Genomic DNA, 15709 nt, shown 5'->3' with positions numbered 1-15709 from the left:
CGGGTGGTGGCCACGATGGGCTCCTCGTTCTCTCGTGCTTCAGTGTGGTGGTCGACTGCGGTGGTCGAGCGGACCGGCGATCAGTCCGCGAGGACGGCGAGGCCCGGGAGCTCCTTGCCCTCGAGCAGCTCGAGGCTGGCGCCGCCACCGGTGGAGATGTGGCTGAAGCCCGCCTCGTCGAAGCCGAGGACGCGCACGGCCGCGGCCGAGTCGCCGCCGCCGACGATGGAGAAGGCGCCCGCTGCGGTCGCGTCGACGATGCCCTGGGCCACGGCGCGCGTGCCCGCGGCGAACGCGTCGAACTCGAACACGCCCATGGGGCCGTTCCACACGATGGTCTTCGCGTCCGCGAGCCGGGCGGCGAACAGCGCGCCGGACGCCGGGCCGATGTCGAGGCCCATGGTGCCGTCCGGGATCTGGTCCGCGGGCACGGTGCGGTGCGGGGCGTCCGCGGCGAACGAGTCCGCCGCCACGATGTCGGTGGGCAGCACGATCTCGACGCCCGATTCCGCCGCCCGTGCCAGGTAGCCCTTCACGGTGTCCACCTGGTCGGCCTCGAGCAGCGAGGTGCCCACCGGGTGACCCTGCGCGGCGAGGAACGTGAAGACCATGCCGCCGCCGATGAGCAGGCGGTCGGCCTTGGTGAGGAGGTTCTCGATGACCCCGAGCTTGTCGGAGACCTTCGAGCCGCCCAGCACCACCGCGTAGGGGCGCTGCGGGTCGGTCGTGGCGCGCGAGAGCGACTCGACCTCCTTGAGCACCAGGTCGCCGGCCGCGGCCGGGAGCACCTTCGCCACGTCGTAGACCGACGCCTGCTTGCGGTGCACGACGCCGAACCCGTCCGAGACGAACGCGTCCGCCAGTGCGGCCAGCTCGCCGGCCAGCTCCTCCCGCTCGGCGTCGACCTTGGAGGTCTCGCGGGCGTCGAAGCGCACGTTCTCCAGCAGGGCCACCTGGCCATCGGCCAGGGCCGCGACCTTCTCCTGCGCGGACGGGCCGGTCACGTCGGCGGCGAGGGCGACGTCCTGGCCGAGCAGCTCACCGAGCCGCGCCGCCACGGGTGCGAGCGAGAAGTCGGGGTTCGGCTCGCCCTTGGGGCGGCCGAGGTGGGCCGTGACGACCACACGGGCACCGGCGTCGACGAGACGGCGCAGCGTGGGGAGCGCCGCCTGGATGCGGCCGTCGTCCGTGATGGTGGTGCCGTCGAGCGGCACGTTGAAGTCCGAGCGGACGAGGACGCGCTTGCCGCGCAGCTCGCCCAGGGAATCGATGGTCTTCATGGGGCACACCTGTCCGTCAAGGCCCGGTGCGCGTCGCGTGGTCGCACGTCCCGGGCGAGGGGGATCTGTTCCGTACATGACGACGTCCGCGTGCGCTGCCGGCAGGCGGCGCGCACGCGGACGTCGTGACTCACGCTCGAGCGGTGTCGGGCGCCGGAGCCGTCAGAGCTTCTCGCCGACGAAGACCGTCAGCGAGACGAGCGAGTTGGAGTAGCCCCACTCGTTGTCGTACCAGGAGACGACCTTGACCTGGTTGCCGATGACCTTGGTCAGCTTCGAGTCGAAGATGCTCTGGTGCGGGTCGGTCACGATGTCCGAGGAGACGATCTCGTCCTCGACGTACTCCAGCACACCCTTGAGCGGGCCCTCGGCGGCGGCCTTGACCGCGGCGTTGACCTCCTCGACCGTCACCTCGCGCGGCGCCTCGAACGTGAGGTCCGTGGCCGAGCCGGTGATGACGGGCACGCGCAGGGCGTAGCCGTCCAGCTTGCCCTTGAGCTCGGGGAGCACCAGGGCGACCGCCTTGGCGGCACCGGTCGTGGTCGGCACGATGTTCTGCGCGGCGGCACGGGCGCGGCGGAGGTCCTTGTGCGGGCCGTCCTGCAGGTTCTGGTCACCCGTGTAGGCGTGGATCGTGGTCATGAGGCCACGCTCGATGCCGATCGAGTCGTTCAGCGCCTTGGCCAGCGGGGCCAGGCAGTTCGTGGTGCACGACGCGTTCGAGATGATGTGGTGCGCGGCGGCGTCGTACTGGTCGTTGTTCACGCCCATCACGAAGGTCGCGTCCTCGTTCTTCGCCGGGGCGGAGATGATGACCTTCTTGGCGCCGGCGTCGATGTGCGCCTTCGCCTTGGTGGCGTCGGTGAAGAAACCGGTGGACTCGATGACGATGTCCGCGCCCAGCTCGCCCCAGGGCAGGTTGGCGGGGTCACGCTCCGCGAGCGCACGGATCTTCACGCCGTCGACGATGATGTTGTCGTCGTCGTGGTCGACGGACTTGGGGAAGCGGCCGAGCACCGTGTCGTACTTGAGCAGGTGGGCCAGAGTCTTGTTGTCGGTCAGGTCGTTGACGCCGACAACCTCGATGTCCGCACCCGACTCCACAAGAGCGCGGTAAAAGTTCCGTCCGATCCGACCGAAGCCGTTGATCCCGACGCGGATGGTCACGATTGCCCTCCTCAGGGCGCGCCGGTGGGATCCCGGCGCACACGGTTGATGCCGACTTCCGCGCGCCACGCAGGGCGCGCTGATGATTCACGCCGCGACCCCGGGACCACCCGACGTCTTCCTCCGGGCGGTCAGCCTTGGGTCACGTCGTCGTCACCTGACGGAAGGAGCCTATACCCGAAACGGCGGTACCGCTGACCCCCGCCGACCCCGTGAGACGTATGGTCTGACCATACGGACTGCAGGCCCGGAGGGCCCCGACGGACGGGCTCGGCCCGAGCCGCGGCCCCTGCCGTCAGAGGTCGAGGAGCTCGGGGCTCAGGCCGGACTCGGTGTCGGGGATGCCGATCTCGAGCGCCCGCTTGTCCGCCGTCGACAGGAGCCGCCGGATCCGGCCGGCCACCGCGTCCTTGGACAGTGGCGGGTCGGCCAGCTGGCCCAGCTCCTCCAGAGAGGCCTCCTTGTGCGCCAGGCGCAGCTCCCCCGCCTGCCGCAGGTGCTCGGGCACGTCCTCCCCCAGGATCTCGAACGCCCGCTGCACCCGGGCGCCGGCCGCGACCGCGGCCCGCGCCGACCGCCGCAGGTTCGCGTCGTCGAAGTTCGCGAGGCGGTTCGCCGTGCCGCGCACCTCTCGCCGGGCGCGCCGCTCCTCCCAGATCTCCCTGGTGCGGACCGCGCCCATCCGCCGCAGGACCTCGCCGATCGCCTCCCCGTCGCGGACCACCACGCGGTCGACGCCGCGCACCTCTCGCGACTTCGCCTGCACGCCCAGGCGTCGAGCCGCGCCAACCAGCGCGAGCGCCGCCTCGGGGCCGGGGCAGGTCACCTCGAGCGCCATCGAGCGGCCCGGCTCCGTGAGCGAGCCGTGCGCGAGGAACGCCCCGCGCCACACCGCCTCCGCCTCAGCGACACCCGCCGACACGACCTCCGGGGCGAGGCCCCGCACCGGACGCCCGCGGGAGTCGAGCAGGCCGGTCTGACGGGCCAGCGACTCGCCGTCGCGCACCACGCGCACCACGTAACGGTTGTTCTTCCGCAGGCCGCCGGCCTGCACCACGATGAGGTCGCTCGTGTGCCCGTAGAGCTCCGTGATCGACTGCCGCAGCCGCGCCGCGGCCGCCTCGTCGTCCAGCTCCGCCTCGATCACCACGCGCCCCGAGATGATGTGCAGGCCGCCGGAGAACCGCAGCGTCGCCGAGACCTCGGCCTTGCGGCACGACGTCCGGGTCACCTTGATCCGCGCGAGCTCGTGCTTCACCTCTGCCGTCAGCGCCATGGCGTCATCCTGCCACGCGCGGCAAGCACCCTCTGCGTCGTCGACGCCTGCCCGCAGGGTCGCCGCCCGGCATGGCGTCAGACGTCGCCGTAGACGCCCTCGAACACGTCGCGGTAGGCCGCGGCCAGGCGCAGCGCGTCGTGCCTCGCGGTGCCGTCACCCCGCCGGACCTGGCGCATCAGCAGTCGCGCGCCCATGGTCTGTGCGGCGTCGGCGAGCTCGTCCACGTCCTCGACCGCCGAGGGGTCGGCCAGCACCGCGTCCACCCGCAGGCCGGGCGCGTGCCGGTGCAGCGCCTCGAGGTGGTCGGTCGCCGTGAGACCCTGCGTCTCGCCGCGCTCGGCGGCGAGGTTGAGCGTGACGCACACCCGTGCGTCCGTCTCGTGCAGGGCCCGCGCGAGCTCCGGCACGAGCAGGTGCACCAGCACCGAGGAGTACCAGGAGCCGGGCCCGAGGACGACCCAGTCAGCGGCGCGCACCGCCTCCACGGCCTCGGCGCACGCCGGCGGGTCCGCCGGCACCAGCCTTAGCTGCTCGATCCGGCCGTCGGTGACCGCGACCCGGCTCTGCCCGACAACGGTCTCGAGGGCCGCACCGTCGTCGTGCCGGACGTCCGCCTCGACGACGAGAGGAACCGACGCCATCGGCAGCACGCGTCCGCGCGCACCGAGCAGCCGCCCCACCCAGTCCAGGCCGGTCACCGTGTCGCCGAGCAGCTCCCACAGCGCGACGATCATGAGGTTGCCCATGGCGTGCTTGTCCAGGCTGCCGCCCGAGACGAACCGGTGCTGCAGCAGGTCGCTCCACGTGCGCCCCCAGTCCGAGTCGTCGCACAGGGCCGCGAGCGCCATGCGCAGGTCCCCGGGCGGCAGGACGTCGAGCTCGTCGCGCAGGCGCCCCGACGACCCGCCGTCGTCTGCCACCGTCACGACGGCGGTGAGCGGGTCGGACATCAGCCGCAGGGCGGACAGGCTCGCGAACAGGCCGTGACCTCCGCCGAGCGCCGTCACCGCCGGCGTTCGCGGGCTCGGGGCCGGGGCCGTCACTCCTTCCCCAGGTCGCGCGCCGTGAGGGTCACCCGCTGTCCCGCGTCGCGCAGCCGCTGGGCGATCTCGCCGGCGATGGCGACCGAGCGGTGCTTGCCCCCGGTGCACCCGACGGCGATCGTCACGTACCGCTTCTCCTCCGCCAGGTAACCGGCGAGCACGGGCTCCAGCGCCGCGACGTACCGGTCCACGAACTCCTGCGCCCCGGGCCGGGCCAGGACGTACTCGCGCACCGGCGCGTCCCGGCCGGTGAGGTGCCGCAGTTCCGTGATCCAATACGGGTTCGCCAGGAACCGCACGTCCACCACGTGGTCGGCGTCCAACGGGATGCCGTACTTGAAGCCGAAGGCGAGCACGTTCACCCGCAGCGCGTCGGGGGCGCCGTCCGCGACGGCCGCGCGCACCTCCCGTGCGAGGTCGTGCACCGACAGCTCCGAGGTGTCGATGACGACGTCGGCCCGCTCCGCGATCGACGCGAGCGCGCGGCGCTCCTCGCCGATGCCGTCGAGGATGCGTCCCTCGCCCTGCAACGGGTGCGGACGGCGCACGCTCTCGTACCGCCGCACCAGGGTCTCGTCGCGCGCGTCGAGAAACAGGATCCGGTAGTTCGCGCCCGCCTCGCGCAGGTGCTGCAACACACGGGTGAGCTCGGCGAAGTACTCGCGCCCCCGCACGTCCACCACGACCGCGAGCCGCTCGACGGACGAGCCGGCGCGGGTCATGAGGTCCACCAGCGGCACGATCATCATCGGCGGGAGGTTGTCGACCACGAACCAGTCGAGGTCCTCCAGCACGCCCGCGGCGCGCGACCGACCCGCGCCCGACATGCCGGTGATGATGAGCACCTCTGGCTCCGACTGCTCCGGGGCGGGGGTCGTGGCCTCGATCTCGGGGATGCCCTGCGGGACGGTGATGGGGTCCGGCTCGCTCATGCGCCCAGCATGCCAGGGGTCGCCCCGTTCTGGCTGGTCGGCGCGCTGCCCGCGTCCCCTGGCACGGCTGCGACGCCCGCCGCGTCCCCGCCCAGGGCAGAGCCGTCGGCGTCCCCTCCGAGCGCGGCGACGACCGCCTCGGCCGTGCGCCGTCCCATGCCGCGCACCTCGGCGATCTCCTCGACGCTCGCCGCACGGAGCCGCTTGACCGAGCCGAACGTAGCGAGGAGCGCCTTGCGCCGCGCGGGCCCCAGGCCGGGGACGTCGTCCAGGACGGACGACGTCATCCCCTTGCTCCGGCGACGGCGGTGCTGGGTGATGGCGAACCGGTGCGCCTCGTCCCGCACCCGCTGGAGCAGGTACAGACCCTCCGACGACCGCTGCAGGATCACGGGATAGTCCTCGCCCGGCAGCCACACCTCCTCCAGCCGCTTCGCCAGGCCGCACAACGCGACGTCGGTGACGCCCAGCTCGTCGAGGGCGCGCTGGGCCGCCGCCACCTGGGGCGGACCGCCGTCGACCACCACGAGGTTCGGCGGGTATGCGAACCGCTTGCGCTCCCCGGGCTCCTCGGCCGGCACCTCGCCGGACCGGGGCTGTACGGCTCCGACCCCCTCGCCCGGCTCGCGCGAGTCGCTGTCGTCGAGCTCGACGTCGCCGGCCGCGAGCCGGTCCGCGAGATAGCGGCGGAACCGGCGGGTGATCACCTCGTGCATGGCCGCGGTGTCGTCCCGCGCCCCGTCGCCCTCGGGCCCGCGGACCGAGAAGGTGCGGTACTCACCCTTGCGCGCCAGACCGTCCTCGAAGACCACCATCGACGCGGACTGGTAGGTGCCCTGGGTGTGGGAGATGTCGTAGCACTCGATGCGTAGCGGCGCCGACTCCAGCCCCAGGGCCTCCTGGATCTCGCGCAGGGCCTGGCTGCGGGTCGTGAGGTCGCCCGCCCGGCGGGTGCGGTGCAGGGCGAGGGCGTGCTCCGCGTTCGCCTTCACCGTGCCCGCGAGCTCGCGCTTGTCGCCGCGCTGCGGCACCCGCAGCTCCACACGGGCGCCCCGCAGGCCCGACAGCCACGCCGACATCTGCTCCGGGTCGGGCGGCAGCACGGGCACCAGGACCTCGCGCGGCACGGCGTTGCGCGCCTCCTGCCGCGCTGCGGTGCGCGCCTCGGCGTCGAGGCCCGCCCCCTCGGCCGCGGCCCGCGCGTCCTCGGCGGCGCCGTACACCTGCTGCAGCAGGTGCTCCACGAGCTCGGCGTCGGTGACGTCCTCGACCTTCTCCACGATCCACCCGCGCTGGCCGCGGATCCGGCCGCCGCGCACGTGGAACACCTGGACGGCGGCCTCGAGCTCGTCGCCGGCCAGGGCGAAGACGTCGGCGTCGGTCGCGTCCGGCAGGACGACGGCGTTCTTCTCGGTGGCACGGCGCAGCGCCTGGATGTCGTCGCGCAGGCGGGCCGCCTGCTCGTACTCCATCGAGGCCGCAGCCTCGTTCATGCGCGCCGTGAGACGCCGCTCGAAGCGCTGCGTGTCGCCGGCCATGAAGTCGCAGAAGTCCTGCGCCAGCTGCTTGTGGTCGTCGATGCCGATGCGCCCGACGCACGGCGCGGAGCACTTGTCGATGTACCCCAGCAGACAGGGCCGGCCCGTCTGATGAGCGCGGCGGTAGACCCCGGCCGAGCACGTGCGGACGGGGAAGACCCGCAGCAGGAGGTCGAGCGTCTCCCGGATCGCCCACGCATGGCCGTAGGGCCCGAAGTAGCGGGTGCCGGGGCGCTTGGCGCCCCGCATCACCTGGGCGCGCGGCACTTCCTCCGCCATCGTCACCGCGAGGTACGGGTACGACTTGTCGTCGCGGTACTTCACGTTGAAGCGCGGGTCGTACTCCTTGATCCACGAGTACTCCAGCGCCAGCGCCTCGACCTCGGTGCCCACGACCGTCCACTCGACGGAGGCCGCCGTCGTGACCATGCTCTGCGTGCGGTGGTGCAGGTGCGCGACGTCCTGGAAGTAGCTCGACAGCCGCGCCCGCAGGTTCTTCGCCTTGCCCACGTAGATGACGCGGCCGTGCGCGTCGCGGAACCGGTAGACGCCGGGCGACGTCGGGATCTCCCCCGGCTTCGGGCGATAGGTCGCTGGGTCGGCCATGCGGTCAGCCTAGGTCAGGCCACCGACGTCCCCGCCCGCGCGTCTACCGGGCCTCGGCGCTACTTCATCGTCCCCGCGGACACGGAGCCCTGGAGCTGACGCTGGAAGATCAGATAGGCGATCAGCACCGGGACGATCGTGATCACGACGGCCGCGAACATCGCCCCGAAGTCCACCGCGTAACCCGCCGACGAGACGAACGCCGCCAGCCGCTGGGAGAGCACCCAGTTGTCGGAGTTCGGGTTCAGCGCGACCGGCAGGATGAACTGGTTCCACAGGCCCAGGAAGTTGAAGATCGCCACCGAGGCCATGCCCGGCGTCGCCATCGGGAGCATCACCTGGAAGAAGGTGCGCCAGTTGCCGGCACCGTCGATCGCGGCAGCCTCGGCGATGTCGTCGGGCAGACCGCGGAAGAAGGCGTACAGGAAGAACACGGTGAACGGCAGGGCGAAGGCCACGTAGGTGACGATCAGACCGGGGAGCGACCCCAGCAGCCCGACGTTGTCCAGCACGAAGAACAGCGGGACGATCGCCAGGAACACCGGGAACGTCAGCCCGGCGAGCATCAGGTAGTAGATCGCGCGGCGTCCGCGGAACTCGAACCGTGCCAGGACGTATGCGCACATGGCGCCGAGCAGCATGACCAGGACGAGCGCGCTGCCCACCACGATGATCGTGTTGGCGAACGCCCGCCCGATCTCCGCGTCGGTCCACGCCGTGCTGTAGTTCGTCCAGGACCACTCGGCGGGCAGCGAGAAGGGCGAGCCGAAGATCTCCGAGCTCGTCTTGAACGAGCCGATGACCACCCACACCATCGGGGCGATCACCAGGAGGCACCAGATCGCGAGCACCGTGTGGGACATCCCCGCGACCGTGCGGTCCCCGCTCCCCCGCCGCGCCCCGCTGCCGTCGTCCACCGGACCCGTCGGTGCAGCGGTCCTCGTCGCCGTGGTCATCGCCGCCCCCTCTCGCTCGTTCCGCCGGTCAGGCGGTTCACCGTGAAGACCAGCGCCGCGAACACCAGGGTGACGATGGCCATCGCCACGCCCATCGCGCTGGCGTAGCCGAACTTGCCCTCCGTGAACGCGGTCCGGAAGAGCTGCTGGGACATCACCAACGTGCTGTTGTCCGGTCCGCCCTGCGGGTTGAGCGCCTGGACGTAGACGAACAGGTCGAGCGCCGTGATCCCGAGGTAGATGTACGCCGTCTGCACGTTGTCGCGGATCAGCGGCAGCGTGATCGACCACGAGGTGCGCATGCGACCGGCGCCGTCGATCCGGGCGGCCTCGTAGATCTCCGACGGCACCCCCTTGATCGCCGCGATGAACAGGAGCATGTAGAAGCCGACGAACCCCCACACGACCACGAGCATCGTGACCGGCATCGCCGTGCTGACGTTCCCGAGCCATGCGAACGACTCGAAGCGGTCGAGACCCAACGCCGTCAGCACCCCGTTGACCAGGCCGTTGCTCGGGTCGAGGATCAGTCGCCACATGATGCCCACGGCGATCGCCGGGATGACGTAGGGGAAGAGCGAGACGACGCGGTAGAAGCCGGAACCGCGGACCCCGCGGATCTGCCCCCGGGCCGACCCTCCGACGGTGATGAGGATCGCGAAGGTCAGCGCGATCGCGATGGTGACGAGCGGGATGAAGATCCCGAACATCACGCTGTTGCCGACCGCGTTGATGAAGCGCGGGTCGGTCAGCAGGGCCGAGAAGTTGCTGAGACCGACGAAGTTGAACTCGGCCGAGAAGCCGGACCAGTCCGTCATCGCGTAGAACGCGGCCTGGACGAACGGCCAGATCACGAAGATCAGGAAGAGCGCCAGCGGCAGCCCGAGGAACACGACGAAGAAGCTGACGCTGTCGAAGGACGCCTTGCCGATCCGCCGCTTGCGGGGCCCGCTCCCGGGCCCCGCAAGCGCGTCCTCGGAAGCGGGCAGGGCCCGTCCGGGGATGGCGGTCATGACACCTCGATCTTCTCGATGGTGTCGTCGTTGGCGATGCGGTCGGTGATCGCCTGCAGCTCCTTGGTCAGGTCCGCCACCGACTTCTTGCCGTCGAGGAAGGAGTTCCAGATCGGGAGCTGCTCCTGGTTCATGCCGTACGTGTTGACGAAGTTGAACGTGAAGATGTCCGTACCGGCCGCACTGAGCATCTCCGTCTGGGAGACCAGCGCCGTCGAGCCGAACCCGTCGGCGGGGACGATGTCCTTCACGATGGTCGGTGCCAGCTTCGTCTTCGAGAAGTTGGTCGCCGACTCCTTCGAGAGCATGACCCGCAGGAGCTCCTTGCCGCCTGCGACGCTCTTGGCCTGCGAGGGCACGATGAACGGCTCGCCGGCCGTCGAGTGCAGCGCGGTGGCCGGCATCGCCGGGCTCGCCGTCACCGAGAAGCTCGGCACGCCCTTCATCTGGAAGTCCGGCGCCGTCTGGTCCTTCATCTCATTCTCGATCCAGGACCCGGACGGGTAGAGCAGCGCTTCCTCCTTGTTGCTCCACTGCGCCTGCGCCGCGGTGAACTGCGTGCCCGAGCCACCAGGCTTGAAGTACCCGAGGTCGATGATCTCCTTCATGATCGCGAACGTCGCCTGGACGGAGTCGTTCGACCAGCAGTCGGGCTCGAGGTTCTCGAGCGCGAGGCGCACCTCGTCCCCGCCCTGCTTGATCGCGGACTCGATCGCCAGGGTCTGGTAATAGGTCGCGGCTTCGGTGCCCCACAGGAAGAGGTACTTCCCGGCACTCTTCGCCTCGGCGCCGAGGGCCTTGGCCTCCTCCCAGGTGGCAGGGGGCGTCCAGCCGTTCTTCTCGAAGAGGCTGCCGGAGTACCAGACGCCGTAGACCGTGAGGACGTAGTTGAGGGCGGCGAACTTGTCCCCGTACGTCCCCGGCGCGAGCACCCCCTCGTACAGGGTGTCGCGGATGACGGTGCCCTCGACGTTGGGCGCGTCGATGATGTCCGTGAGGTCCTCGAGCTGGTCGAGGATCGTGTTGAACCCGATCGACTGGGCTCCGGAGTTGTCCACGAGGTCGGGCGGGTTCCCGCCCACGAAGCGTGGCTGCAGCTCCGTGGCGATCTGCGTCGAGGGCGAGACCTTGACCGACGAGCCGGCGTGCAGACCGGCAAGGACCTTGCCCGCGAACTCGACGTAGTCGACGCCGTACCCGCCGTCGAAGATCACGGCATCGACCGTCGTGTCCGCCGCCATGCCGAACGGGTTCGTCGCGTCGGCGCTGCCCGTGGGCGAGGCACTCTCCTCGCCCTGGTCGCCGCCGCCCGTCGCGCATGCCGCGAGCGGCAGCCCGAACGGCACCGCGGCGGCGGTGTACATCACGGCCCTGAGCACCGTGCGACGGGAGGGCGCGGGGTTGGGGTTGCTGGGGGTGTTGGTGAAGTTGCTGGTCATCGTCATTGATGTCCTTCATGTCAGGGTGCGCCTGTCGGCGCCCCGTCGACCGGTGGCTGCTCTGCCCCCCATGGGGCCCTGCGCCGACCTCCTCGTCTCACGCGACAGCGAGCAGGTGCGACGACGTGCGCACCGCCCACGGAAAAAACTCCCCTCCACCAGAGGGATGGAGTGGAAAATATTCACGCGAGGGCCGCCACGTCAACAGGCCGCGCGATCCTGTGACCGGACTGGTATAGATCACCCACTCCGGTGCGGGCCGTCCCCGGTGTGGCGAAAGTCAAGGCGCAGGCGTCGCCAGGCGCACCGGCGCGGGCTCCACCAGTACCGAGAAGTTCACCGACCGCGTGATGAAGCACAAGGCGTGCGCACGACGGTGGAGCTCGGCCACGGCGCCGTCCGTCGCCTGCGGACCTGCGTCGACGGTCACCCGGGGCCGCAAGGTCACGTCGGTGAACTGGCCCTCCCCGCGCGACTCGACGCGCATCGTGCCGGTCGTGTCGTCCACGTACTCCCGCACGACGAGCCCGTGCTCCGCAGCCAGGTGCAGGAACCACAGCATGTGGCACTGCGCGAGGCTCGCGACGAACAGCTCCTCCGGGTTGTACCGGGCGGGATCCCCCCGGAACGCCGGGTCGGCACTGCCGGGCAGCGGCGGCTTGCCGGTCAGGCGCACCTGATGGTCGCGGGAGTACGCCGTGTACGACGTCGTCCCCGCGCCCCCGGTCGCGTCCGCTCCGACGCCGCCGCCCGGGCTCGGGCTCGGGTCGGGCCAGGCGACGGTCACGGCGTAGTTGTGGTGCGCACCCATGGGCACACGCTAGGGCGTCAGGCCGCGCTCCGCTTACCGGACCGCTTGCCCGTGGCCGACCCCTTGGCGGGAGTCTTGGCGGGAGTCTTGGCGGGAGTCTTGGCGGGAGTCTTGGCGGGAGTCTTGGCGGGAGTCTTGTCCGTGCCCTTGTCCGTGCCCTTCGACGTGCCCTTCGACGTGCCCTTTGCCGAGCTCCGGGCACGCGGCGCCGACGACGGCGACGTCGCGGCGGCCGAGCGCGCCCGGGCCCGCGTCGCCGTCGGCACGGCCGGATGCTCGTCGAGGATCGGCGCGAGGAACCGGCCGGTATGGCTGGCCTCGACCCGCGAGACCTCCTCGGGTGTGCCCTCGGCGACGACGGTGCCGCCGCCGGAGCCGCCCTCCGGCCCCATGTCGACGACCCAGTCCGCGCTCTTGATGACGTCGAGGTTGTGCTCGATCACCAGCACGGTGTTGCCCTTGTCGACGAGCGACTGCAGCACGCCGAGCAGCTTGCGGATGTCCTCGAAGTGCAGGCCCGTGGTGGGCTCGTCCAGGACGTAGATGGTGCGGCCCGTGGAACGCTTCTGCAGCTCGCTCGCCAGCTTCACCCGCTGCGCCTCACCGCCCGACAGCGTCGGAGCCGGCTGTCCGAGACGGACATAGCCGAGCCCCACCTCAACCAGCGTGGAGAGATAGCGCGAGATCGCCGGGAACGCGGCGAAGAACTCCGCGGCCTCCTCGATCGGCATGTCCAGGACGTCCGCGACGGTCTTGCCCTTGAAGTGCACCTCGAGCGTCTCACGGTTGTACCGCGCCCCGTGGCACACCTCGCACGGCACGTAGACGTCGGGCAGGAAGTTCATCTCGATCTTCAGCGTGCCGTCGCCGGCGCAGGCCTCGCAGCGGCCGCCCTTGACGTTGAAGGAGAACCGGCCGGGCCCGTAGCCGCGGACCTTCGCCTCCTCCGTCTCCGCGAAGATCTTGCGGATCCGGTCCCAGACCCCCGTGTAGGTGGCCGGGTTGGACCGCGGGGTGCGCCCGATCGGCCCCTGATCGACGTGCACCACCTTGTCGAGCTGGTCCATCCCGGTGACGCGGGTGTGGCGGCCGGCCACCTGGCGCGCGCCGTTGAGCTCGTTCGCGAGGACGGTGTGCAGGATCGAGTTGACCAGGGTCGACTTGCCGGACCCCGACACGCCGGTGACGGCGGTGAGCACCCCGAGCGGGAACGACACGTCGATCCCGCGCAGGTTGTTCTCCCGCGCCCCGACGACCGTCACCTTACGGCCGGGGTCGGTCGCGCGACGCTCGGCGGGCAGCGCGACGCTGCGCCGGCCGGAAAGGTACGCACCCGTCATCGACCCCTCTGCCTCGAGCAGGCCGGCGTAGTCGCCCGAGTGCACGACCTGGCCGCCGTGCTCACCCGCGCCGGGGCCGACATCGACGATCCAGTCCGCCGCGCGGATGGTGTCCTCGTCGTGCTCGACGACGATCAGGGTGTTGCCCAGGTCCCGCAGGCGGGTGAGCGTCTCGATGAGGCGCCGGTTGTCGCGCTGGTGCAGTCCGATCGACGGCTCGTCGAGCACGTAGAGCACCCCGACCAGGCCGGAGCCGATCTGCGTCGCGAGCCGGATGCGCTGCGCCTCGCCGCCGGACAGCGTGCCCGCCGGACGCTCGAGCGACAGGTAGTGCAGGCCCACGTCGACAAGGAACCCGAGCCGCGCGTGGATCTCCTTGAGCACCTCGGCCGCGATCGCGCGCTCGCGCTCGCCCAGCTCCAGGCCGTCGAGAAACTCCTTCGCCTCGTCGATCGGCAGCCGGCACACGTCCCAGATCGACCGACCGCCGACGGTGACGGCGAGGACCTCGGGCTTGAGCCGCGCGCCCGAGCACACGGGGCACGGGACCTCGCGCATGTAGGCCTCGTACTTCTCCTTGGACCAGTCGGACTCGGTCTCCCGGTGCCGCCGCTCCAGGAAGGTCACCGCGCCCTCGAAGCCCGTGGAGTACTGCCGCTCGCGGCCCCACCGGTTCTTGTAGCGCACGTGCACCTGGTGGTTGCGGCCGAACAGGATCGCGTCGCGGGCGCGCTGCGGCAGTGCACGCCACGGCACGTCCATGGAGAAGCTCATCTCCTCGGCCAGCGCCGTGAGGACGCGCTCGAAGTACTCCGACGACGTCAGCGCCCACGGCACCACGACGCCCTCGCGCAGCGTCTTCTCCTCGTCCGGCACGACCAGGTCGGGGTCGACCTCGAGCCGGAAGCCGATGCCCGTGCACTCCGGGCACGCGCCGTACGGCGCGTTGAAGGAAAACGTGCGCGGCTCGATCTCGTCGAGCGCGAGCGCGTGATCGTTGGGGCACGCCCGCTTCTCGGAGAACTTGCGCACGCGGTCGAGGTCGTCGGTGTCGGCGTCGACCAGCTCCACCATGACCAGCCCGCCCGCAAGCCGCAGCGCCGTCTCCACCGAGTCGGTGAGCCGCCGCTGCACGCCGTCGCGCGAGACCAGCCGGTCCACGACGACCTCGATGTCGTGCTTGAGCTTCTTCTCCAGGGTGGGCGGGCTGGTCAGCTGCACCACCTCACCGTCGACGCGCGCGCGGGCGAACCCCTGCGTCTGCAGCTCGGCGAACAGGTCGGCGTACTCGCCCTTGCGCCCGCGCACGACCGGCGCGAGCACCTGGTAGCGCGTGCCCTCCGGCAGCTCGAGCAGCTTGTCGACGATCTGCTGGGGCGTCTGCGAGCGCACGGGCTCCCCGCACACCGGACAGTGCTGCGTGCCCGCGCGCGCGAACAGCAGGCGCAGGTAGTCGTAGACCTCGGTGATCGTGCCGACGGTGGACCGAGGGTTGCGGTTGGTGGACTTCTGGTCGATCGAGACCGCGGGCGACAGGCCCTCGATGAAGTCGACGTCGGGCTTGTCCATCTGGCCCAGGAACTGGCGCGCGTACGCGGACAGCGACTCCACATAGCGGCGCTGCCCCTCGGCGAAGATCGTGTCGAACGCCAGGGAGGACTTGCCGGAGCCCGAAAGACCGGTGAAGACGATGAGCTCGTCACGCGGGAGGTCGAGCTCGACGTTGCGCAGGTTGTGCTCGCGGGCGCCGGAGATGACAAGGCGGTTGCTCACCCGGGCATCCTACGTCGGCGCGCCGACATTCGTACAGGCGTTCTATGCGTTCCGGAGTGGCTGACCGGTCACACCCCGACGACCCTCGGGAGCCGCCGGTCCGGCCGCGGACCGCGCACGCCACGGACGTCCCCGGGGTGCTTGGATACCGCCATGTCCGTCTTCGCCGTCACCTATGTCTACGTCTCCGACCCCGGCCGCCTCGCGGAGGTCCGGCCCGAGCACCGCGAGTTCCTCCGCGGTCTGCACGAGGGCGGGGACCTGCGCGTGTCCGGCCCGCTGCCCGCCACGCCGGACGGCGAGCCGGGTGGCGCGCTGCTGCTCGTGGAGGCCGGGGACGCGACCGCCGCGCTCGAGCTCCTCGAACCCGACCCGATGCGCCGCGAAGGCCTGGTCGCGCACCGTGCGGCGCGGGAGTTCGTCCCGGTGATCGGTGGATTCGCCACGCCTGACGCCATCGTCTGACGTCGTCTGACGCCGCTGGCCCCCCGGCGCGCGGCGCCGGACACAAGGTGTGGGGTCCGGACGGTCT

The 15709-nt window shown here is 71.1% G+C and carries 12 protein-coding genes; 1 reads left to right on the top strand and 11 read right to left on the bottom strand.

All coding sequences use genetic code 11. The features are described from left to right. Window positions 1-80 precede the first annotated feature (80 nt). From B5Y66_RS13875 to uvrA, 11 genes are all read right to left on the bottom strand, one after another. A complete protein-coding gene (locus tag B5Y66_RS13875) occupies window positions 81-1280 on the bottom strand; it encodes a phosphoglycerate kinase (RefSeq protein ID WP_079575107.1) in 1200 nt (399 codons plus the stop codon). A 162-nt stretch (window positions 1281-1442) separates the two neighbouring features. Beyond that, a complete protein-coding gene (gap, locus tag B5Y66_RS13870; protein WP_079575106.1) occupies window positions 1443-2447 on the bottom strand; it encodes a type I glyceraldehyde-3-phosphate dehydrogenase in 1005 nt (334 codons plus the stop codon). 295 nt (window positions 2448-2742) lie between these two features. Continuing rightward, window positions 2743-3723 (bottom strand): DNA-binding protein WhiA, encoded by a 981-nt coding sequence (whiA, locus tag B5Y66_RS13865; protein ID WP_079575105.1) that lies wholly within the window; start codon window positions 3721-3723, stop codon window positions 2743-2745. A 77-nt stretch (window positions 3724-3800) separates the two neighbouring features. Continuing rightward, on the bottom strand, window positions 3801-4733 hold the full coding sequence (locus tag B5Y66_RS13860; protein WP_322788702.1) for a gluconeogenesis factor YvcK family protein: 933 nt from the start codon (window positions 4731-4733) through the stop codon (window positions 3801-3803). A 32-nt stretch (window positions 4734-4765) separates the two neighbouring features. Beyond that, on the bottom strand, window positions 4766-5701 hold the full coding sequence (gene rapZ, locus B5Y66_RS13855; protein ID WP_079575103.1) for an RNase adapter RapZ: 936 nt from the start codon (window positions 5699-5701) through the stop codon (window positions 4766-4768). Beyond that, complete coding sequence (gene uvrC, locus B5Y66_RS13850) at window positions 5698-7845, bottom strand: excinuclease ABC subunit UvrC (RefSeq protein ID WP_079575102.1); 2148 nt, start codon at window positions 7843-7845, stop codon at window positions 5698-5700. The genes rapZ and uvrC overlap by 4 nt, the downstream gene beginning before the upstream one ends. Window positions 7846-7904: 59 nt before the next feature. Beyond that, entirely contained in the window at window positions 7905-8708 is an 804-nt protein-coding gene (locus B5Y66_RS13845; protein WP_245807114.1) for a carbohydrate ABC transporter permease, read from the bottom strand. 89 nt (window positions 8709-8797) lie between these two features. After that, window positions 8798-9814, bottom strand: a complete 1017-nt coding sequence (locus B5Y66_RS13840; RefSeq protein ID WP_079575100.1) for a carbohydrate ABC transporter permease — start codon at window positions 9812-9814, stop codon at window positions 8798-8800. After that, window positions 9811-11259 (bottom strand): N-acetylglucosamine/diacetylchitobiose ABC transporter substrate-binding protein, encoded by a 1449-nt coding sequence (ngcE, locus tag B5Y66_RS13835; protein ID WP_407656390.1) that lies wholly within the window; start codon window positions 11257-11259, stop codon window positions 9811-9813. The genes B5Y66_RS13840 and ngcE overlap by 4 nt, the downstream gene beginning before the upstream one ends. 274 nt (window positions 11260-11533) lie before the next feature. Beyond that, window positions 11534-12064 carry an OsmC family protein gene (locus tag B5Y66_RS13830; protein ID WP_079575099.1) on the bottom strand — a complete coding sequence of 177 codons (531 nt, stop codon included), beginning with the start codon at window positions 12062-12064 and terminating at the stop codon, window positions 11534-11536. 17 nt (window positions 12065-12081) lie between these two features. After that, on the bottom strand, window positions 12082-15177 hold the full coding sequence (gene uvrA, locus B5Y66_RS13825; protein WP_079575098.1) for an excinuclease ABC subunit UvrA: 3096 nt from the start codon (window positions 15175-15177) through the stop codon (window positions 12082-12084). Window positions 15178-15330: 153 nt separating this feature from the next. Here uvrA and B5Y66_RS13820 point away from each other — a divergent pair, with 153 nt between their 5' ends. Further along, window positions 15331-15642 carry a YciI family protein gene (locus B5Y66_RS13820; protein WP_079575097.1) on the top strand — a complete coding sequence of 104 codons (312 nt, stop codon included), beginning with the start codon at window positions 15331-15333 and terminating at the stop codon, window positions 15640-15642. Window positions 15643-15709: the final 67 nt, after the last annotated feature.

This window comes from Krasilnikoviella flava (assembly GCF_900167525.1).
GTDB classification, from domain to species: domain Bacteria; phylum Actinomycetota; class Actinomycetes; order Actinomycetales; family Cellulomonadaceae; genus Isoptericola; species Isoptericola flavus.
This window is presented reverse-complemented; position numbering and strand designations above follow the sequence as displayed.